The following is an 18,861-nucleotide window of genomic DNA, read 5'->3' as shown; positions in this document are numbered from 1 at the left end:
TTGCGACGTCCCCGGGGGCCGAGGGCGTTTAGGACTGTACGGAGGTCGACTTGGACAAGAACATGAAAATCCTCATCGTTGACGACTTTTCGACGATGCGACGGATCATCAAGAACCTCTTGCGTGATTTGGGTTTCACCAATACCGCCGAAGCGGATGACGGGGTCACCGCGCTGCCGATGCTGCAGAGCGGCAGCTTCGACTTCCTGGTGACCGACTGGAACATGCCGGGCATGACCGGCATCGACCTGCTGCGCGCAGTACGCGCCGACGAACGCCTGAAAACCCTGCCGGTGCTGATGGTGACCGCCGAGGCCAAGCGTGACCAGATCATCGAGGCCGCACAGGCCGGGGTGAATGGCTACGTGGTCAAGCCGTTCACGGCCCAGGTGCTCAAGGAGAAGATCGAGAAGATCTTCGAACGGGTTAACGGCTGATGTTCGCCACGAGGGCGCTATGGCACACGATGACTCCTCTCTGGGCGAGCTTGAATCGACCCTGAAGCTGCATGCAACGCAACTCGTCGACAGCCTGGAAAAAGGTCGTTTTGGCGAAGCGGTGCAACTGATCCACGAACTCAACCAGACCCGCGACCGGGGGCTGTACCAGGAAGTCGGCCGGCTGACGCGCGAACTGCACAACGCCATCGTCAACTTCCAGATCGATCCGCGCAATCCGCACGCCCAGGAGGTCTCGCAGATCAGCGACGCCACCGAGCGGCTGTCCTACGTGGTGCAGATGACCGAGAAAGCGGCCAATCGCACCATGGATCTGGTCGAGCAGAGCGCACCGCTGGTCAACGACCTGGGTGACGAGGCGCAGAGCCTGAATGCCGACTGGGGGCGCTTCATGCGCCGCGAGCTGGGGGCCGACGCCTTCCGCGAGTTGGCCAAGCGTATCGAGTTGTTCCTCGCCCGTAGCGAGCGCGACAGCCAGAAACTCTCCGGCCACCTGAACGACATCATGCTGGCCCAGGATTACCAGGACCTGACCGGCCAGGTGATCAAGCGCGTGACCCAGTTGGTCACCGAGGTGGAGAGCAATCTGCTCAAGCTGGTGCTGATGGCCAGTCATGTCGATCGTTTTGCGGGCATCCAGCATGACCATGACGTGCTGCGCGCCGAGCAAGAACAACAAAAAGAGCCTTCCCGGGGTGAAGGTCCGCAGATTCATGCCGATAAGCGTGAAGACGTCGCGTCCAGTCAGGACGATGTCGACGATCTGCTGTCCAGCCTGGGATTTTAAGGCTCTAACAGAGCCTTTGGAGCGCACCGATGAGCTTCGACGCCGATGAAGAAATCCTCCAGGACTTCCTGGTAGAGGCCGGCGAAATTCTTGAACTGCTGTCCGAACAACTGGTCGAGCTGGAAAGCCGACCGGATGACACGGACCTGCTCAATGCGATTTTCCGTGGGTTTCACACCGTCAAGGGGGGCGCCGGGTTCCTCCAGCTGAACGAGCTGGTGGAATGCTGCCACATTGCGGAAAACGTCTTCGACATCCTGCGCAAGGGTGAGCGGCGGGTGACCGCCGAGCTGATGGACGTTGTGCTGCAGGCCCTCGACGCCGTCAACGAAATGTTCAGCCAGGTGCGCGAGCGCGCCGAGGTCACCCCGGCTACTCCCGAATTGCTGGCGGCGCTGGCCCGCCTGGCCGAGCCGGAGAGTGCGGACGAGCAGGTCGAGGTCGCCGTCGTCGAGGCGGCGCCCGAGCCGGCGCCGGTGGCGGGCGGCGACATCACCGACAGCGAGTTCGAACAGCTGCTGCAAGCCATTGGCGAGCCGGCGGGCGAGAGCCCGGCGCCTGCCGCGGTGGGCTCGGATGAAATCACCGATGACGAGTTCGAGTCGCTGCTCGACCAGTTGCACGGCAAGGGCAAGTTCAGCGAAACGGCCGTTGTGGCTCCCGCACCGGTCGCGGCGGTTGGCAAAACCGGCGGCAATGACGAAATCACCGACGACGAGTTCGAGGCCCTGCTCGACCAGCTGCACGGCAAGGGCAAGTTCGTCGCGGCCGAGGAAGCGCCTGCAGCAACCGCAGCCGTGGCGGCGCCTGCTGCGGCAGGCGACAACATCACCGATGACGAGTTCGAAGCGCTGCTGGACCAGTTGCACGGCAAAGGCAAGTTCGACGAGAACGCCGTACAGCCGGCCGTAGCGGCCGTTGCCGCGGCACCGGCTGCTGCCGTGGCGGCCAAGCCGGCTGCCGCCAAGCCGGCGCTCAAGCCGGTTGCCAAGCCCGCGCCGGTCAAGGCCGCCACGCCTGCGCCGGCCGCCGCGGTCGCGGACAAGGCCGCCCCGGTGGCCAGCGAGGCGGAGACCACGGTGCGGGTGGATACCGCGCGCCTGGACGAGATCATGAACATGGTCGGCGAACTGGTGCTGGTGCGTAACCGCCTGGTGCGCCTGGGCCTGAACAGCGGCGACGAGGCCATGGCCAAGGCCGTGTCCAACCTCGACGTGGTCACCGCCGATCTGCAGACCTCGGTGATGAAGACCCGCATGCAGCCTATCAAGAAGGTCTTCGGGCGCTTCCCGCGCCTGGTCCGCGATCTGGCCCGGCAGCTGAAGAAAGAGATCAACCTGGAACTGGTCGGCGAAGAAACCGACCTCGACAAGAACCTGGTCGAGGCCCTGGCCGATCCGCTGGTGCACCTGGTGCGCAACGCGGTCGACCACGGCATCGAGATGCCGGAGGAGCGCGAGGCCGCGGGCAAGGCGCGCGGTGGTCGGGTGGTGCTGTCGGCCGAGCAGGAAGGCGACCACATCCTGCTGTCGATCTCCGACGACGGCAAAGGCATGGACCCGGAAATCCTGCGCGCCAAGGCCGTGGAAAAGGGCCTGATGGACAAGGATGCGGCCGATCGCCTGAGCGAGACCGAGTGCTTCAACCTGATCTTCGCCCCGGGCTTCTCGACCAAGACCGAGATTTCCGACGTGTCCGGCCGCGGTGTCGGCATGGACGTGGTGAAGACCAAGATTTCCCAGCTCAACGGCATCATCAACGTGCACTCGGCCAAGGGCCAGGGCTCGAAGATCGTCATCAAGGTGCCGCTGACCCTGGCGATCATGCCGACCCTGATGGTCATGCTGGGCAACCAGGCATTCGCCTTCCCGCTGGTCAACGTCAACGAGATCTTCCACCTCGACCTGTCGCGCACCAATGTGGTCGATGGTCAGGAAGTGGTGATAGTGCGCGACAAGGCGCTGCCGCTGTTCTACCTCAAGCGCTGGCTGGTGCGCGGGGCGAGCTGTGAAGAGCAGCGCGAAGGCCATGTGGTGATCCTCACGGTCGGCAGCCAGCGCATCGGCTTCGTGGTCGACCAGCTGGTGGGCCAGGAGGAAGTCGTGATCAAGCCGCTGGGCAAGATGCTGCAAGGCACTCCGGGCATGTCCGGCGCAACCATTACCGGTGACGGGCGCATCGCCCTGATCCTCGATGTGCCGAGCATGCTCAAGCGCTACGCACGTCGCATTTGATTGACTGCGGTCTGGCATGGCCAGCCGCTCAGGAGTGTTTATGGCTGTCAAGGTCCTGGTGGTGGACGATTCCGGCTTCTTTCGCCGCCGGGTATCGGAAATTCTCTCCGCCGACCCGAATATCCAGGTAGTTGGCACCGCGACCAATGGTCGCGAGGCCATCGATCAGGCGCTGGCACTGAAGCCGGACGTGATCACCATGGATTACGAAATGCCGATGATGGACGGCATCACCGCGGTACGGAACATCATGCAGCGCTGTCCGACGCCGGTGCTGATGTTCTCCTCGCTGACCCACGAAGGCGCCCGGGTGACCCTGGATGCGCTGGATGCCGGGGCGGTGGATTTTCTGCCGAAAAACTTCGAAGACATCTCGCGCAATCCGGAGAAGGTCAAGGCGCTGCTGTGCGAGAAGGTCCACAGCATCGCCCGCAGCAACCGCCGCTACAGTGGCTACAGCCCGACGCCGAGCCCGGTGGCTGTGCCCAGCAGCACGCCGGCACCCAGGGTCAGCGCCCCGGCAGCGGCGCTGCGCAGCCCCGGCGCCGCGCCGGCACCTGCCGCGGGGAACTCCCCCGCCCCAAAGCGTAAGGCGTACAAGCTGGTGGCCATCGGCACATCCACCGGTGGTCCGGTGGCCCTGCAGCGGGTACTGACCCAGCTGCCGGCCAGCTTCGCAACGCCGATCGTGCTGATCCAGCACATGCCGGCGGCCTTCACCAAGGCCTTTGCCGAGCGCCTGGACAAGCTGTGCCGGATTTCCGTCAAGGAAGCCGAGGATGGCGACGTCCTGCGCCCCGGCCTGGCCCTGCTGGCGCCGGGCGGCAAGCAGATGATGATCGACCCGCGCGGCGCGGTGCGCATCCTGCCGGGCGACGAGCGCCTCAACTACAAGCCCTGCGTCGACATCACCTTCGGTTCGGCGGCCAAGTCGTTCAACGACAAGGTGCTGGCGGTGGTGCTCACCGGCATGGGCGCCGACGGCCGCGAAGGCGCGCGCCTGCTCAAGCAGGGCGGCAGCCAGGTGTGGGCCCAGGACGAGGCCAGCTGCGTGATCTATGGCATGCCCATGGCCATCGTCAAGGCCAACCTGGCCGATGCGGTGTACGGCCTCGACGACATTGGCCGGCACCTGGCCGAGGCCTGCGTCTGATGGATGTATTGAGCCTGGTCGGGGTCATCCTGGCGTTTGTCGCGATCATCGGCGGCAATTACCTCGAGGGTGGCCATGTCGGGGCTCTGCTCAATGGTCCGGCGGCGCTGATCGTGATCGGCGGCACGCTGGGGGCGGCGTTCCTGCAGGCGCCGATCAATGTGTTCAAGCGCGCCCTGACCATCCTGCGCTGGATCCTCTTCCCGCCGCACATCGATCTGGCCGGCGGCATCACCAAGGTGGTGGGCTGGAGCATGACCGCGCGCAAGGAGGGCCTGCTGGGCCTGGAGCCGGTTGCCGACAGCGAGCTGGATCCCTATGCGCGCAAGGGCCTGCAGCTGCTGGTCGACGGCGCCGAGCCGGAGGCGATCCGCAGCATCCTCGAAGTCGACCTGTACACCCAGGAGGGCCGCGATATCCAGGCCGCCAAGGTGTTCGAGAGCATGGGCGGCTACGCGCCGACCATCGGTATCATCGGTGCGGTGATGGGCCTGATCCACGTGATGGGCAACCTGGCCGACCCGAGCAAGCTGGGCAGCGGGATTGCCGTGGCGTTCGTCGCCACCATCTATGGCGTGGCCTTCGCCAACCTGCTGCTGTTGCCGGTGGGCAACAAGCTCAAGGCCATCGCCGTACGTCAGTCGCGTTATCGCGAAATGCTGCTGGAAGGCATCCTGTCCATCGCCGAGGGTGAAAACCCGCGCTCCATCGAGTTGAAGCTGCAAGGCTTCATGGACTGAGGGGCAGGGGACCGACATGGCCCGGCGACGCAACCACGAAGAACATGAGAATCACGAACGCTGGCTGGTGTCCTACGCGGACTTCATCACCCTGCTGTTCGCCTTTTTCGTGGTGATGTACTCGATCTCGTCGATCAACGAAGGCAAGTACAAGGTCCTCTCCGACAGCCTGGTGGGCGTGTTCAGCGAGCCGGAGCGGGCGATCAAGCCGATCCCGATCGGCGATGAGCGCCCGCGCACCACCGAGCCGGATCGCTCGATGAACGAAGACAACCCGAACGGCGCTTCCGCCACGGCCACCGACCCGTTGCAGGAGATCGCCGAGAGCGTGCGCGGCGCCTTCGGCGACCTGATCAACAGCGAACAGCTGACTGTGCGCGGCAATGAGTTGTGGATTGAGATCGAGCTGAATTCCAGTCTGCTGTTTCCCAGCGGCGATGCGGTGCCCAACGAGCTGGCCTTCACCCTGATCGACAAGGTGGCGAAGATCCTCGCGCCCTATGAGAACCCGGTGCATGTCGAGGGCTTCACCGACAACCTGCCGATCAGCACCGCCCAGTTTCCCAGCAACTGGGAGCTGTCCACGGCGCGCGCGGCGAGCATCGTGCGCATGCTGGCGATGGACGGGGTCAACCCGGGGCGGCTGGCCGCGGTGGGCTATGGCGAGTTCCAGCCGGTGGCGGACAACGCCACCGCCGAAGGGCGCGCGCGCAATCGGCGGGTGGTGCTGGTGATCTCGCGTAATCTGGAGGTCAGGCGCAGTCTCAGTGGTGTCGGCAGTGGCAATGCCCAGCCGGATGCGGCCCTGCAGCGGGCTGGCACGCAACCTGCAGCGGCGACCCCGGACACGGCGCCCGCAGCGGGCTCCGCCAATATTCCGCCGCCTGCGCCATGAGGCGGCAATCAGTTCTCGGTAAGGTCGCAGACATGCCGGGAGGACGATGAAGATGAAAGTCTGGGCAGTAGCCAATCAGAAAGGTGGGGTCGGCAAGACCACCACATCCATTGCCCTGGCCGGGTTGCTGGCGGAGGCGGGCAAGCGCGTGGTGATCGTCGACCTCGACCCGCACGGATCGATGACCAGCTACTTCGGGCACGATCCGGACAGCCTCGAACACAGCTGTTTCGACCTGTTCCTGCACCAGGGCACGGTGCCCGACGGCTTGCCGGCGCGCCTGCTGCTGCCCACCAGCAATGAACAGATCGCCCTGCTGCCCTCCAGCACCGCGCTGGCCACCCTCGAACGCCAGTCGCCGGGGCAGAGCGGTCTGGGCCTGGTGATCGCCAAGAGCCTGGCGCAGCTGTGGGGGCGCTTCGACCACGCGATCATCGACAGCCCGCCCTTGCTCGGCGTGCTGATGGTCAACGCGCTGGCGGCCAGCCAGCAGCTGGTGATCCCGGTGCAGACCGAGTTCCTCGCGGTGAAAGGCCTGGAACGCATGGTCAGCACCCTGGCCATGATCAACCGCTCGCGCAAGCAGGCCTTGCCCTACACCATAGTGCCGACGCTGTTCGACCGGCGCACCCAGGCCTCGCTGAATACCCTGCGGGTGCTGCGCAACACCTACCCCGAACATCTGTGGCAGGCCTATGTGCCGGTGGACACGCGCCTGCGCGATGCCAGCCGGGCCGGCCTGACGCCTTCGCAGTTCGACGGCAAGAGCCGCGGGGTGATCGCCTACCGGGCCCTGCTCAAGCATCTGCTGGCGGCATCGCCCGCCGCCCAGGTCGCCTGACATGCTGGCCTATGCTGAAAATGCCGGTTCAAGTCCGGCGAGCAGTTGGCCGATAGGCTGTAGAACCCTTTTCTGCGGAAATCCGTCATGAGCCGTACTGTCGCCACCGCCACTCGTCCCCAGCAGGCACTGCAGTCCTACCTGGACGCCCTGCTGCAGGAGGCGGCTGTCGAGCTGGAACAGAGCGTCAATCTCGACGAATTCGAGGCTGCCGTGCTCGAAGAGCAGGTTCGCGATGCGCGTCAGGCGCCGCAGCCGGTGCTGGCGCCCGTGCTCGAGCGGCCGCCGGCGCTGGCCGAGGCGCGCCCGCTGGTGTTGCCGACGGTCGAGCTGCCACCGCCCGTGGTGGTGGCCGAGGCGCCGGTTGCCCCGCCCGTGGTGGTGGAGGCGATTGCCGAGCTGCAGGTGCCGGGCAAGGCTGTCGAACCGCCGAAGCTTGGCTACGACGGCCGGCCGAGCTGGGCCGCAGAGCCTTTCGAGTGCCTGTTGTTCGACGTGGCCGGGCTGACCCTGGCGGTGCCGCTGGTCTGCCTGGGTTCGATCTACCCGCTGGCCAATGCCGAGCTGACGCCGTTATTCGGCCAGCCGGACTGGTTCCTTGGCATACTGCCGAGCCAGGCCGGCAACCTGAAGGTACTGGATACGGCACGCTGGGTGATGCCCGAGCGCTACCGTGACGATTTCCGCGAAGGCCTGCAGTATGTGATCTCGGTCGAAGGCTACGAGTGGGGCCTGGCGGTGCATCAGGTCAGCCGTTCGATTCGCCTGCTGCCCGACGAGATCAAGTGGCGCAGCCAGCGTAGCCAGCGGCCCTGGCTGGCGGGGACGGTGATCGAGCACATGTGTGCCCTGCTCGATGTCTCGGCCCTGGCCGAGCTGATCGCCAGCGGCGCCACACGGCATGCGGCGAAAGGCAAGATCCATTAATTTGCTCGGTTCCGCCCGGTGCGGGACTCTATAGTGATGACAGCGGGGTGCACCCGCGTATGCCGCCCAGAGCGGTTCTAGACGAGGCTAGGGAAATGAAGAAAACGTCTGCGCAAGGTTCCGAAGATCCCATTCTGCAGTGGGTGACCTTCCGCCTGGATAACGAGACTTACGGCATCAACGTGATGCAGGTCCAGGAAGTGTTGCGCTACACCGAGATCGCTCCGGTTCCGGGGGCGCCTGCCTATGTGCTGGGCATCATCAACCTGCGCGGCAATGTGGTGACGGTGATCGACACCCGCCAGCGCTTCGGCCTGGACTCGGCTCCGGTGACCGACAACACCCGCATCGTGATCATCGAGGCGGACAAGCAGGTGATCGGCATCCTCGTCGACAGCGTGGCGGAAGTGGTCTATCTGCGCCAATCCGAAGTGGAAACCGCGCCGAACGTGGGCAACGACGAGTCCGCCAAGTTCATCCAGGGCGTGTGCAACAAGAACGGCGAGCTGCTGATCCTGGTCGAACTGGACAAGATGATGTCCGAAGAAGAGTGGTCCGAGCTGGAGAGTATCTGATCCATGCTGGTCATCGCGGTGGCCGTACTCGGCCTGTTCTGTGTGCTGCTTGCGGGAACCTGCCTCTGGCTGGTGAAGAACCTGCGCCAGCAGGCACAGCTGCAGGCCGAGCGTGACGCCGCGCGTGACCTGCGCCTGCGCGAGTTGAGCCGGCGCCTGGACACCTACCTGGCCGGCAGCGTGCGCATGGGCGAAGAGCTGCATGAGCTGCGCCGGGTGGTGGCGCCGCTGCCGGACAAGCTCAACCAGATGGAGCAGCGCGATCCGTCCAGCCTGTCCTTCACCCAGGCCGCCCGCCTGGCGGGGATGGGCGCCAGCGTCGATGACCTGACCCATTCCTGCGGCCTGACCCAGGCCGAGGCCGAGCTGGTCAGCAAGCTGCAACTGGCCCAGAAGCAGCGTTCCTAAGGGGCCGTTCGGCCTTTTACTCCCTCCCGATCTTAGTGAGCCGCGCGCTCGCACCAATGGTTCCAAAGCCTGCCTGCTCGCCTGCCTAAGCTCAATCTTGGGGTGTTGCCTTGCCGTGGAGGTCTGCCATGCGATGCCGTTTGCTCTTGGTGTGTCTGCTGCTGGCAGGCACGGTGCAGGCTGCCGAGGCGCCGTTCGAAGTGGCGGGGGCGACCACGGTCAATGCCTTGCAGGCGCGGCAACTCTATGAATTCGGCGTGCTGTTCATCGACGTGCGTCCGGTGCGGGAATGGAGCTGGGGCCATGTGCATGGTGCCCTGCACCTGGAGCTGGACGGGCGCTTCATCGAACTGGCCGAGACCGACTGGCCGCGCGGCATGCCCATCGTCCTGTATTGCGACAGCGAGGTGTGCCCGCAGAGCGCCGAGGCGGCGCGGCGCGCGGTGCGCTGGGGCTTCCAGCACGTGTACTACTTCCGCAGCGGCTATTTCGCCTGGCAGCTACTGGACTTCCCGCTGGGCAAGGGGCGTGAGGGCGAGCTGTTCGCCTTCACTCTGGGGGAGCATTGAGCATTGAGCAGTGCGCGGGGCGGGGTGATGTCGCGGTCCTGGTCAAAGCCGGGCGGGCACTTGCCCTTGAGGTACCAGGCAAAGGCAATGATCTCGGCGATGCTGCGGTACAGCGGCTCGGGGATCGCATCGCCCAGCTCCATGCGTGCCAGCAGGCGCACCAGTTCGGCATTCTCGTAGATCGGCACTTCGTATTCGCGGGCGAGTGCGAGGATGGCCTCGGCCAGTTCGTCGTCGCCCTTGGCGGTCAGGCTGGGGGCGTGGCTGCCGTCGTAGGAAAGGGCAATGGCCTGGCGGGGAGGTTGCTTCTTCATGCGGTTTCATCCACCCAGCGTTGTTCCAGCTGGGTTTTCGGACCCTGGACCGGCATGCCCTGGCGGCAGGCCAGCTCGCCGACGTCCAGCCCGGCGGCGAGCAGGCGCTCGCGCAGGTGGCCCAGTTCGTGATCGATCAGCTCGGCGGTGTTCGAGCGCTCGGCCCATAGCTGGCTGGACAGGCTGCCGCGAATCAGCTGCGCCTGCACCTGCAGCGGCCCCAGGGGTTCCAGGTCGAAGGCCAGCTCGACGCGCCAGAGCAGTTCCTTCTGCTCCTGCTTGCCGGCGTTGTTGGGCTCCTCGCGCTGCAGCTTGATCTGCAGCGGCACGATGTCCTGCTGGTTGCGCATCGGCAGCTCCAGCTGCCAGGTGGTCTGCAGGTAGCCTTCGGCCGTGACCTGGGTCTGGGCCAGGCTCGACAGCTGGTGGGTTTGCAGCCGGGATACCGCCGCGGCGGCCAGCTTGAGCAGGGCTTCGAGATCGCCTTCGCCTTCCAGCGACTGCAGCAGGCGCGCGGGCAGGGGGAAGCTCAGGCCCTGCTGGCGCAGGTTGGCCTGGGTCAGGTTGCCCAGGGCATTGCGCACGAAGGCCGGCAGGGCCTGGGCCAGCGCGGTGGCGGCCGCCCCGCCAGGCGGCAGGGCGGCGCCGGGCAGGTTGGGCAGCAGCTGGGCGACCAGGCGCAGCAGGTTGGCCTTGAGGTCCTGGGGCAGGCTGGCGGTCTGGCCGCCGAGCAGCTTGGCTTCGAGGAACAGACCGCTGTTTTCCAGGGCCTGGGCCAGGCCCTTGGCGGTGCCCAGTTGCCCGCCTTCGGGCAGCAGGCCGAGCAGCTTGTCGATGCTGCCGCGCAGCTCGTCCGGCAGGCCGCTCTGCTGGCTCAGGCCCTGCAGGCCTTTGAATAGGCCTTCCAGGGAGCCCTGGCGCCCCTGCTGGGCGGCCAGCTGCTGGCCGAGCACCAGCTGATCGAGGCGCCCGCTGAGCGGCAGGAAGCTGAGCGCCTGGCTGCCCTGCACCTGGGCGCTGAGCAGGCTGCCGATGGGCAGCGGCAGCGGGGTTTCCACGCTGAGCTTGCTGCCGGCCAGCGGGGTGTTGAGCAGGTTGACCAGGACCTTGTAGACCGTCTGTTGTGCCTTGGTCTGCACCAGCTGTTCGCGGGCCTCGACCTTGCCCTGCAGCAGGGTGCCGACCGGCAGCTGCTGCAGGTCGAGGCTGGTCAGCACCTTGCTGTTGCCGGTCTGCAGGGCGAGGGCCAGGCGGGTGTCCGACAGGGCGGTCACGGCCAGAGCGGTGCCCTGGGCCAGGGGCCGTGAGCTGCTGGCCTCCAGGGTGGTCTGCTTGCCGTTGTCCAGGGTCAGCTTGAGCAGCAGGTGAAAGCTCTGCGCCACTTCCTTGAGCGCCAGCACTTCGGCCTTGGCGGTCTGCCCGGTGCCGAGCAGGCCTTCCAGCGGCTGCAGCAGCTTCACCGCGAGGTCGGCGCTGGGCGGCAGCGGGCGGCTGGGCGGCGGCGTTGCCGGAAGCGGGCGAGGGCTGCTGATTTCTGCCATTGCCGGGTTACACCCTGTCGAAAAAGCCGGCTTCGAGGGCGGAGCCCGGCATGTATAATGCCGCCCCGTTCGGGCCGGCTGTGCAGTTTACTTGCGTCAGTATAGCGGCCGGGATATTGCCGACTTGAACCCCCGATGGGTAGCCATGCCGTGACCAGTCTGCTTCTTGAAGCCCGCAACCTCGCCTGTGAGCGGGATTGGCGCCTGCTGTTCGACGGCCTCGATCTGCGCCTGTCGGCCGGCACCCTGCTGCAGGTCAGCGGCCCCAATGGCAGCGGCAAGACCAGCCTGCTGCGCCTGCTGGCCGGGCTGATGCAGCCCACCGCCGGCGAGGTGCTGCTCAATGGCAAGGCGCTGGCCCGCCAGCATGGCGAACTGGGCCGCAGCCTGGTGTGGATCGGTCATGCCGCCGGGATCAAGGGCCTGCTGACTGCCGAGGAAAACCTCGCCTGGCTCTGCGCCCTGCATTGCCCGGCCTCGCGCGAGGCCATCTGGCGGGCGCTGGCGGCGGTCGGCCTGGCCGGCTTCGAGGACGTGCCCTGCCACACCCTGTCCGCCGGCCAGCAGCGCCGCGTGGCGCTGGCCCGCCTGCACCTAGATGCGCCGCCGCTGTGGATTCTCGACGAACCCTTCACTGCCCTCGACAAGCAGGGCGTGGCCCAGCTGGAAAGCCACCTGGCGCGCCATTGCGAGCAGGGCGGGATCATCGTGCTGACCACCCACCACAACCTCGCCGAGAAGCCTTCCGGCTACCGCGAACTCGACCTCGGACGAGCGACGCCATGAGCAGCGTATTCCTGCAACTGGTTGCCCGCGAAGCGCGCCTGCTGTTCCGCCGTCCGGCCGAGCTGGCTAATCCTTTGGTGTTCTTCGCCATCGTCATCGCCCTGTTCCCGCTGGCCGTGGGGCCCGAGTCGAAACTGCTGCAGACCCTGTCGCCGGGGCTGGTCTGGGTCGCGGCGTTGCTGGCGGTGCTGCTCTCGCTGGATGGTCTGTTCCGCAGCGATTTCGAGGATGGTTCTTTGGAACAGTGGGTCCTTTCGTCGCACCCCCTGCCTCTTCTGGTGTTGGCCAAGGTGCTGGCACACTGGACTTTTTCCGGATTGGCGCTGGTCGTCCTGTCGCCGTTGCTGGCGCTGATGCTCGGCTTGCCGTCGCGATGCGTGCCGGTGCTGCTGCTTTCGCTGCTGCTGGGGACGCCGGTGTTGAGCCTGCTCGGCGCGGTGGGGGCGGCGCTGACCGTCGGCCTCAAGCGTGGCGGCCTGCTGCTGGCCCTGTTGATCCTGCCGCTGTATATCCCGGTATTGATCCTCGGCAGCGGGGCACTGCAGGCGACGCTGCAAGGATTGCCGGTGGCCGGCCACCTGTTGTGGCTGGCCAGCCTGACCGCCATGGCGGTCACCCTGACTCCTTTTGCAATTGCCGCTGGCCTGAAGATCAGCGTTGGCGAATAACTACAGAGTTACCGTGAAGATGAACTGGACCTGGTTTCACAAGTGGGGCTCTCCCAAGTGGTTCTACGAGATGAGCGGGCGCTGGCTGCCGTGGCTGGCCGTGGCCGCCGCGCTGCTGCTGGTGGTCGGCCTGGTCTGGGGCCTGGCCTTCGCCCCGCCGGAGAAATACCAGGGCAACAGCTACCGGATCATCTATATCCATGTGCCGGCGGCCTTCCTCGCCCAGTCCTGCTACCTGCTGATGGCGGTGGCCGGTGCCGTGGGCCTGATCTGGAAGATGAAGCTGGCCGACGTGGCCCTGCAGCAGGCCGCGCCGATCGGCGCCTGGCTGTGCTTCATCGCCCTGGTCACCGGCGCCATCTGGGGCAAGCCGACCTGGGGCACCTACTGGATCTGGGACGCGCGGCTGACCTCGATGCTGATCCTGCTGTTCCTCTATTTCGGCGTGATCGCCCTGGGCAGCGCCATCAGCAACCGCGACAGCGCGGCCAAGGCCTGCGCGGTGCTGGCCCTGGTCGGGGCGGTGAACATTCCGATCATCCAGAAGTCAGTGGAATGGTGGAACACCCTGCACCAACCGGCCACGTTCAAGGTCACCGGCAAGGCCAGCATGAGTGCGGAAATGTGGCTGCCGCTGCTGATCTCGGTGCTGGGTTTCTATTGCTTCCTCGGCGCGGTACTGCTGCTGCGCATGCGCCTGGAAGTGCTCAAGCGTGAGTCCCGCAGCAGCTGGGCCAAGGCCGAAGTGACCCGTCTGGCGGAGGGCAGGGCATGAGTTTCGCCTCGTTTGCCGAGTTCCTCGCCATGGGCAGCCATGGCCCCTATGTCTGGTCATCCTATGCCATCGGCATCGCCGTACTGGCCCTCAACGTAGCCTTGCCGATCGTGGCACGGCGGCGTTACCTGCAAGACGAGGCGCGCCGTTTGCGCCGGGAGAGACAACAGTGAACGCGGTCCGCAAGAAACGCCTGTATATCGTCCTCGCCATCCTGGTCGGTGCCGGCATCGCCGTGGGCTTGGCGCTGATGGCGCTGAACCAGAACATCAACCTGTTCTACACGCCGACGCAGATCGCCAATGGCGAGGCGCCGCAGGACGCGCGCATCCGTGCCGGCGGCATGGTCGCCGAGGGCTCGCTCAAGCGCAGCGGCGACTCGCTGGACGTCGAGTTCGTGGTCACCGACTTCGCCAAGAACGTGACCATCCGCTACCGCGGCATCCTCCCGGACCTGTTCCGCGAAGGGCAGGGCATCGTCGCCCTGGGCAAGCTGAATGCCGACGGCGTGCTGATCGCCGACGAAGTGCTGGCCAAGCACGACGAGAACTACATGCCGCCGGAAGTGACCAAGGCGCTGAAGGATAGTGGTCAGCTGCAACCCGGCAAGAGCGAGGGTTGAGCATGAACCTGAATCTGATCGTACCCGAGCTGGGCCACCTGGCGCTGATCCTCGCCCTGTGCCTGGCCCTGGTCCAGGCCAGCCTGCCGCTGGTCGGCGCCTGGCGTGGCGATCGCCAGTGGATGAGCCTGGCGCAGCCTGCCGCCTGGGGTCAGTTCGCCTTCCTGCTGTTCGCCTTCGCCTGCCTGACCTGGTCGTTCATGGTCGACGACTTCTCCGTCGCCTACGTGGCCAGCAACTCCAACAGCGCCTTGCCCTGGTACTACAAGTTCAGCGCCGTGTGGGGCGCCCACGAGGGTTCGCTGCTGCTGTGGGCGCTGATCCTCGGTGGCTGGACCTTCGCCGTGTCGATCTTCTCCCGCCAGTTGCCGGAAGTGATGCTGGCCCGCGTGCTGGCGGTGATGGGCATGATCAGCATCGGCTTCCTGCTGTTTTTGATCGTCACCTCCAACCCCTTCGAGCGCCTGCTGCCGGACATGCCGCAGGACGGCCGCGACCTCAACCCGCTGCTGCAGGACATCGGCCTGATCGTCCATCCGCCGATGCTGTACATGGGCTATGTCGGCTTCTCCGTGGCCTTCGCCTTCGCCATCGCCGCGCTGCTCGGCGGCAAGCTGGATGCGGCCTGGGCGCGCTGGTCGCGGCCGTGGACCATCATCGCCTGGGCCTTCCTCGGCATCGGCATCGCCCTGGGCTCCTGGTGGGCCTACTACGAACTGGGCTGGGGCGGCTGGTGGTTCTGGGACCCGGTGGAGAACGCCTCGTTCATGCCCTGGCTGGTCGGCACCGCGCTGATCCACTCGCTGGCGGTGACCGAGAAACGCGGCGTGTTCAAGAGCTGGACCGTGCTGCTGGCCATCGCCGCGTTTTCCCTGAGCCTGCTCGGCACCTTCCTGGTGCGTTCCGGGGTGCTGACCTCGGTGCACGCCTTCGCCACCGATCCGGAGCGCGGGGTGTTCATCCTGGCCTTCCTGCTGCTGGTGGTTGGCGGTTCGCTGACCCTGTTCGCCGTGCGTGCGCCGGTGGTCAAGAGCCAGGTCGGCTTCGCCCTGTGGTCGCGCGAGACCCTGCTGCTGGCCAATAACCTGGTGCTGGTGGTGGCCGCCTCGATGATCCTGCTGGGCACCCTCTACCCGCTGGTGCTGGATGCCCTCAGCGGCGCCAAGCTGTCGGTCGGCCCGCCGTATTTCAACGCGCTGTTCGTGCCGTTGATGGCCCTGCTGATGCTGGTGATGGCGGTCGGCGTGCTGGTGCGCTGGAAGGACACCCCGCTGCAGTGGCTGCTCGGCATGCTCACCCCGGTACTGCTCGGCAGCGCCGCGCTGGGTGGTCTGGCTACCTGGCTGTTCGGCGACTTCAACTGGGCGGTGCTGGCGGTATTCCTGCTGGCGGCCTGGGTGCTGCTGGCCGGCGTGCGCGACCTGCTCGACAAGACCCGGCACAAGGGCCTGGTCAGGGGCATCCTGGGCCTCAACAGCAGCTACTGGGGCATGCAGCTGGCACACCTGGGTATCGCCGTCTGCGCCATCGGCGTGGTGCTGGTCAGCCAGGGCAGCGCCGAGCGCGACCTGCGCCTGGCCCCCGGCGAATCGCTGGAACTGGGCGGCTACCGCTTCGTCTTCGAGGGCGCCGAGCATTTCGAGGGGCCCAACTTCACCTCGGACAAGGGCAGCATCCGCGTGCTGGAAGACGGCGAGGAAGTGGCCCTGCTGCATCCGGAGAAGCGCCTGTACAGCGTGCAGAACATGCCGATGACCGAGGCCGGCATCGACGCCGGCCTCACCCGCGACCTCTACGTGGCCCTCGGCGAGCCGCTGGAAGACGGCGCCTGGGCCGTGCGCGTGCACATCAAGCCCTACGTGCGCTGGATCTGGTTTGGCGGCCTGATGATGGGCTTCGGCGGCCTGCTGGCGGCCTTCGATCCGCGCTACCGGGTCAAGGTCAAGACCCGCGTGCGTGAGGCGCTGGGCCTCAATGGGGTGGCGGCATGAAGCGTCTGATCCTGGTGTTGCCGCTGCTGCTGTTCCTCGGCATTGCGCTGTTTCTCTACCGCGGCCTGTACCTCAATCCGCAGGAGCTGCCCTCGGCGCTGATCGACAAGCCGCTGCCGGCCTTCAGCCTGCCGGACCTGAAGAACGAGCAGCGCCTGATCACCGAGAAGGACCTCAAGGGCCCGGCACTGGTCAACGTCTGGGCCACCTGGTGCCCGACCTGCAAGGCCGAGCACCAGATGCTCAATCGCCTGGCCAAGGCCGGTGTGGTGATCCACGGGGTCAACTACAAGGATGACGGCGCGGCCGCGCGCCAGTGGCTGCAGGACTACCTCGACCCCTATCAGGTCAACGTGGCCGACCCGCAGGGCTCGCTGGGCATCAACCTGGGCGTCTACGGCGCTCCGGAAACCTTCCTGATCGACGCCCAGGGCATCATCCGTCACAAGTACGTCGGTGCCATCGACGAGGGTGTCTGGCGCAAGGAGCTGGCGCCGCGCTACCAGGCCCTGCTGGAGGAGAAGCCGTGAAGCGTCTGCTGATCGCCTGTCTGCTCGGCCTGAGCCTGGTCGGCATGACCCGGGCCGCCATCGACACCTACCAGTTCAAGGACGAGGCCGAGCGCGAGCGTTTCCGCAGCCTCACCGCGGAGCTGCGCTGCCCCAAGTGCCAGAACCAGAACATCGCCGACTCCAACGCGCCGATCGCCACCGACCTGCGCCGGGAAATCTTCCGCATGCTGGAGGAGGGCAAGAGCAACGCCGAGATCGTCGATTTCCTGGTGCTGCGCTATGGCGACTTCGTGCTCTACAAGCCGCCGGTGGATACCCGCACCTACCTGCTCTGGTACGGTCCGTTCGCCTTGCTCGGCCTGGGCGCGCTGGGCCTCGTGGTGCTGGTGCTGCGTCGGCGCAAGGTGGAAAACAATCCCGCGCAGGTCGCCTTGTCGGCCAGTGAAAACCAGCGTCTGCAGACGCTGCTTCAGCAAAATTCCCAGGACCCCAAATGATCGAATTCTGGCTCGCTGCCGGCCTGCTGTTGCTGGTCGCCCTGGCTTTCCTGCTGATCCCGGTATTGCGTGGGCGCAAGGCCCAGGCCGAGGAGGATCGCACCGCTCTCAACGTCGCCCTGTACCAGGAACGCCTGGCCGAACTGCAGGGCCAGCAGGCCGCCGGCGTGCTGACCGCCGAGCAGCTGCAGGCCGGGCAGGCCGAGGCCGCACGCGAACTGCTGGCCGATACCGAAGGCAGCGAGGGTGCTGGCGCGGCGCGCCTGGGCAAGGCGCTGCCGCTGATCGCCGCCCTGCTGGTGCCGTTTGCCGGCCTGGGCCTGTACATGCACTGGGGGGCCAGCCAGCAGCTGGCCGAACTGGGCGACCAGCGCCAGCCGAGCATCGGTGAAATGACCGCGAAGCTGGAGCGTGCCGTCGAGGCCGATCCTAAGTCTGCCGAGTCCTGGTACTTCCTCGGGCGCATCTACATGGCCCAGGAACGCGCCGGCGATGCGGCCAGCGCCTACGAGCGCGCGGCCGTGCTGGCCGGGCGCCCGCCGGAGCTGCTCGGCCAGTGGGCCCAGGCGCTGTACTTCGCCGGCAACAAGCAGTGGTCGGCGCAGTTGCAGGCGCTGACCGACGAGGCGCTCAAGGCCGACCCGCAGGAGGCCACCAGCCTCGGCCTGCTCGGTATCGCCGCCTTCGAAGGCGAGCGTTTCGCCGAGGCGATCACCTATTGGCAGCGCCTGGTCGACCAGATGCCGGCGCAAGACCCGGCGCGCGCCTCGATCCAGGTCGGCATCGAACGGGCCCGCGAGAACCTGCAGGCGGCGGGCCAGCCCGTGCCCGAGGCCGTGACCAAGGCCATGCCGGTGCTCAAGGTGCGCGTCGAACTGGCGCCTGCCCTGCAGGGCAAGGTGCAGCCAGGCGACAGCGTATTCGTCTTCGCCCGCGCGGCCTCGGGCCCGCCGATGCCGCTGGCGGTCAAGCGCATGACCGTGGCCGACCTGCCGGTCGAGGTCGAGCTGAGCGACAGCGACGCGATGATGGCGCAGCTGAAGATCTCCAGCTTCCCCGAGGTGCAACTGGTGGCGCGGGTCTCGCGCGCCGGCAATGCCACGGCCGGGGAATGGATCGGTCGTGGCCAGCCGATCCCCAGCAGCACCCAGGAACGCCAGCAGCTGATCATCGACAGTGCCGATCAGGCCAAATGATGAGCGCTGTTCGCCATGCCTGGCTGGTGCTGTTGTTGCTCGGCGGCTGCAGCCTGAACGCCACGCGTCCGCCGTCGCCGCCCGCCGCGCCGCAGGCGCAGACCCAGACCCATCCGCGCTTCGCCCCGCCACCGGTGGGCAACAGCTACTGGGACGGGCGCCTGGGCGTCTATGTGCTCAAGGGTGGTCGCAACCTGTACTACCGCGACCGCACCTATTACCGCTGGAACGATGGCTGGAGTTGGGCGAGCAACCCGCAAGGGCCCTGGCAGGCGACCGACAGCAGCGGTGTGCCGGCGGGCCTGGGACAGCGCTACGCCCGCCCGTGACGGGGCACCTGCAACCTGGCCGCTGGCGCGCTGTCCAACTTCA

22 protein-coding genes and 1 pseudogene are annotated in these 18,861 nt (G+C 66.5%); 21 read left to right on the top strand and 2 right to left on the bottom strand.

Annotation, left to right across the window (positions count from 1 at the left end):
* Nucleotides 1–62 precede the first annotated feature (62 nt).
* The 11 genes from F3I16_RS12225 to F3I16_RS12175 all read left to right on the top strand — a co-directional run bounded on the left by F3I16_RS12225 (nt 63) and on the right by F3I16_RS12175 (nt 9,587).
* The gene (locus F3I16_RS12225) at nt 63–437 is read left to right on the top strand and encodes a chemotaxis response regulator CheY (RefSeq protein WP_178091816.1); all 375 of its coding nucleotides are present in this window, start codon (nt 63–65) and stop codon (nt 435–437) included.
* 19 nt (nt 438–456) lie between these two features.
* On the top strand, nt 457–1,245 hold the full coding sequence (locus tag F3I16_RS12220) for a protein phosphatase CheZ (RefSeq protein ID WP_160079362.1): 789 nt from the start codon (nt 457–459) through the stop codon (nt 1,243–1,245).
* A 29-nt stretch (nt 1,246–1,274) separates the two neighbouring features.
* A complete protein-coding gene (locus F3I16_RS12215; protein ID WP_160493876.1) occupies nt 1,275–3,479 on the top strand; it encodes a chemotaxis protein CheA in 2,205 nt (734 codons plus the stop codon).
* Nucleotides 3,480–3,519: 40 nt separating this feature from the next.
* Nucleotides 3,520–4,632, top strand: a complete 1,113-nt coding sequence (locus tag F3I16_RS12210; RefSeq protein ID WP_160493875.1) for a chemotaxis response regulator protein-glutamate methylesterase — start codon at nt 3,520–3,522, stop codon at nt 4,630–4,632.
* Nucleotides 4,632–5,372 carry a flagellar motor protein gene (locus tag F3I16_RS12205; RefSeq protein ID WP_160079365.1) on the top strand — a complete coding sequence of 247 codons (741 nt, stop codon included), beginning with the start codon at nt 4,632–4,634 and terminating at the stop codon, nt 5,370–5,372. The genes F3I16_RS12210 and F3I16_RS12205 overlap by 1 nt, the downstream gene beginning before the upstream one ends.
* Nucleotides 5,373–5,388: 16 nt before the next feature.
* Complete coding sequence (gene motD, locus F3I16_RS12200; protein ID WP_160493874.1) at nt 5,389–6,267, top strand: flagellar motor protein MotD; 879 nt, start codon at nt 5,389–5,391, stop codon at nt 6,265–6,267.
* 52 nt (nt 6,268–6,319) lie between these two features.
* A complete protein-coding gene (locus F3I16_RS12195; RefSeq protein WP_160079367.1) occupies nt 6,320–7,108 on the top strand; it encodes a ParA family protein in 789 nt (262 codons plus the stop codon).
* 87 nt (nt 7,109–7,195) lie between these two features.
* Nucleotides 7,196–8,035 (top strand): CheW domain-containing protein, encoded by an 840-nt coding sequence (locus F3I16_RS12190; protein WP_160493873.1) that lies wholly within the window; start codon nt 7,196–7,198, stop codon nt 8,033–8,035.
* Nucleotides 8,036–8,130: 95 nt separating this feature from the next.
* On the top strand, nt 8,131–8,610 hold the full coding sequence (locus tag F3I16_RS12185; RefSeq protein ID WP_160079369.1) for a chemotaxis protein CheW: 480 nt from the start codon (nt 8,131–8,133) through the stop codon (nt 8,608–8,610).
* 3 nt (nt 8,611–8,613) lie between these two features.
* A complete protein-coding gene (locus F3I16_RS12180; RefSeq protein ID WP_160493872.1) occupies nt 8,614–9,018 on the top strand; it encodes a DUF2802 domain-containing protein in 405 nt (134 codons plus the stop codon).
* A gap of 128 nt (nt 9,019–9,146) precedes the next feature.
* Nucleotides 9,147–9,587 (top strand): rhodanese-like domain-containing protein, encoded by a 441-nt coding sequence (locus tag F3I16_RS12175; protein WP_160493871.1) that lies wholly within the window; start codon nt 9,147–9,149, stop codon nt 9,585–9,587.
* A 35-nt stretch (nt 9,588–9,622) separates the two neighbouring features.
* Here F3I16_RS12175 and F3I16_RS12170 read toward each other — a convergent pair.
* Nucleotides 9,623–9,901 (bottom strand): annotated as a pseudogene (locus F3I16_RS12170) (EscU/YscU/HrcU family type III secretion system export apparatus switch protein); the annotation flags it as partial.
* A complete protein-coding gene (locus F3I16_RS12165) occupies nt 9,898–11,442 on the bottom strand; it encodes a flagellar hook-length control protein FliK (RefSeq protein ID WP_160493870.1) in 1,545 nt (514 codons plus the stop codon). The gene F3I16_RS12165 and the pseudogene F3I16_RS12170, both read right to left, overlap by 4 nt.
* Before the next feature lie 135 nt (nt 11,443–11,577).
* Between F3I16_RS12165 and ccmA the strand changes: the two genes are divergently transcribed.
* From ccmA to F3I16_RS12115, 10 genes are read left to right on the top strand one after another with little or no spacing between them, the layout of a single operon-like run.
* Complete coding sequence (gene ccmA, locus F3I16_RS12160; RefSeq protein WP_160493869.1) at nt 11,578–12,228, top strand: cytochrome c biogenesis heme-transporting ATPase CcmA; 651 nt, start codon at nt 11,578–11,580, stop codon at nt 12,226–12,228.
* Complete coding sequence (ccmB, locus tag F3I16_RS12155) at nt 12,225–12,896, top strand: heme exporter protein CcmB (protein ID WP_160493868.1); 672 nt, start codon at nt 12,225–12,227, stop codon at nt 12,894–12,896. Before ccmA ends, ccmB begins: the two co-directional genes overlap by 4 nt.
* Before the next feature lie 19 nt (nt 12,897–12,915).
* Entirely contained in the window at nt 12,916–13,671 is a 756-nt protein-coding gene (locus F3I16_RS12150; RefSeq protein ID WP_021205094.1) for a heme ABC transporter permease, read from the top strand.
* Nucleotides 13,668–13,844 carry a heme exporter protein CcmD gene (ccmD, locus tag F3I16_RS12145; protein WP_160493867.1) on the top strand — a complete coding sequence of 59 codons (177 nt, stop codon included), beginning with the start codon at nt 13,668–13,670 and terminating at the stop codon, nt 13,842–13,844. The genes F3I16_RS12150 and ccmD overlap by 4 nt, the downstream gene beginning before the upstream one ends.
* Nucleotides 13,841–14,293 carry a cytochrome c maturation protein CcmE gene (gene ccmE / locus F3I16_RS12140; protein WP_160493866.1) on the top strand — a complete coding sequence of 151 codons (453 nt, stop codon included), beginning with the start codon at nt 13,841–13,843 and terminating at the stop codon, nt 14,291–14,293. Before ccmD ends, ccmE begins: the two co-directional genes overlap by 4 nt.
* A gap of 17 nt (nt 14,294–14,310) precedes the next feature.
* Nucleotides 14,311–16,284: a heme lyase CcmF/NrfE family subunit gene (locus F3I16_RS12135; RefSeq protein WP_160494034.1), complete on the top strand. Its 1,974-nt coding sequence runs from the start codon at nt 14,311–14,313 to the stop codon at nt 16,282–16,284.
* Nucleotides 16,281–16,814: a DsbE family thiol:disulfide interchange protein gene (locus F3I16_RS12130; RefSeq protein WP_160493865.1), complete on the top strand. Its 534-nt coding sequence runs from the start codon at nt 16,281–16,283 to the stop codon at nt 16,812–16,814. The genes F3I16_RS12135 and F3I16_RS12130 overlap by 4 nt, the downstream gene beginning before the upstream one ends.
* Nucleotides 16,811–17,293, top strand: a complete 483-nt coding sequence (locus tag F3I16_RS12125; RefSeq protein WP_021205089.1) for a cytochrome c-type biogenesis protein — start codon at nt 16,811–16,813, stop codon at nt 17,291–17,293. The genes F3I16_RS12130 and F3I16_RS12125 overlap by 4 nt, the downstream gene beginning before the upstream one ends.
* Complete coding sequence (gene ccmI / locus F3I16_RS12120; RefSeq protein ID WP_160493864.1) at nt 17,290–18,489, top strand: c-type cytochrome biogenesis protein CcmI; 1,200 nt, start codon at nt 17,290–17,292, stop codon at nt 18,487–18,489. Before F3I16_RS12125 ends, ccmI begins: the two co-directional genes overlap by 4 nt.
* Entirely contained in the window at nt 18,489–18,818 is a 330-nt protein-coding gene (locus tag F3I16_RS12115) for a hypothetical protein (protein WP_160493863.1), read from the top strand. The genes ccmI and F3I16_RS12115 overlap by 1 nt, the downstream gene beginning before the upstream one ends.
* Nucleotides 18,819–18,861: the final 43 nt, after the last annotated feature.

The sequence above is a fragment of the Pseudomonas sp. L-22-4S-12 genome (assembly GCF_009799935.1).
In the GTDB taxonomy this organism is placed as follows: Bacteria; Pseudomonadota; Gammaproteobacteria; order Pseudomonadales; family Pseudomonadaceae; genus Aquipseudomonas.
Note: the sequence above shows the minus strand (reverse complement) of the source record. Positions and strands in the feature narration are given on the sequence as shown.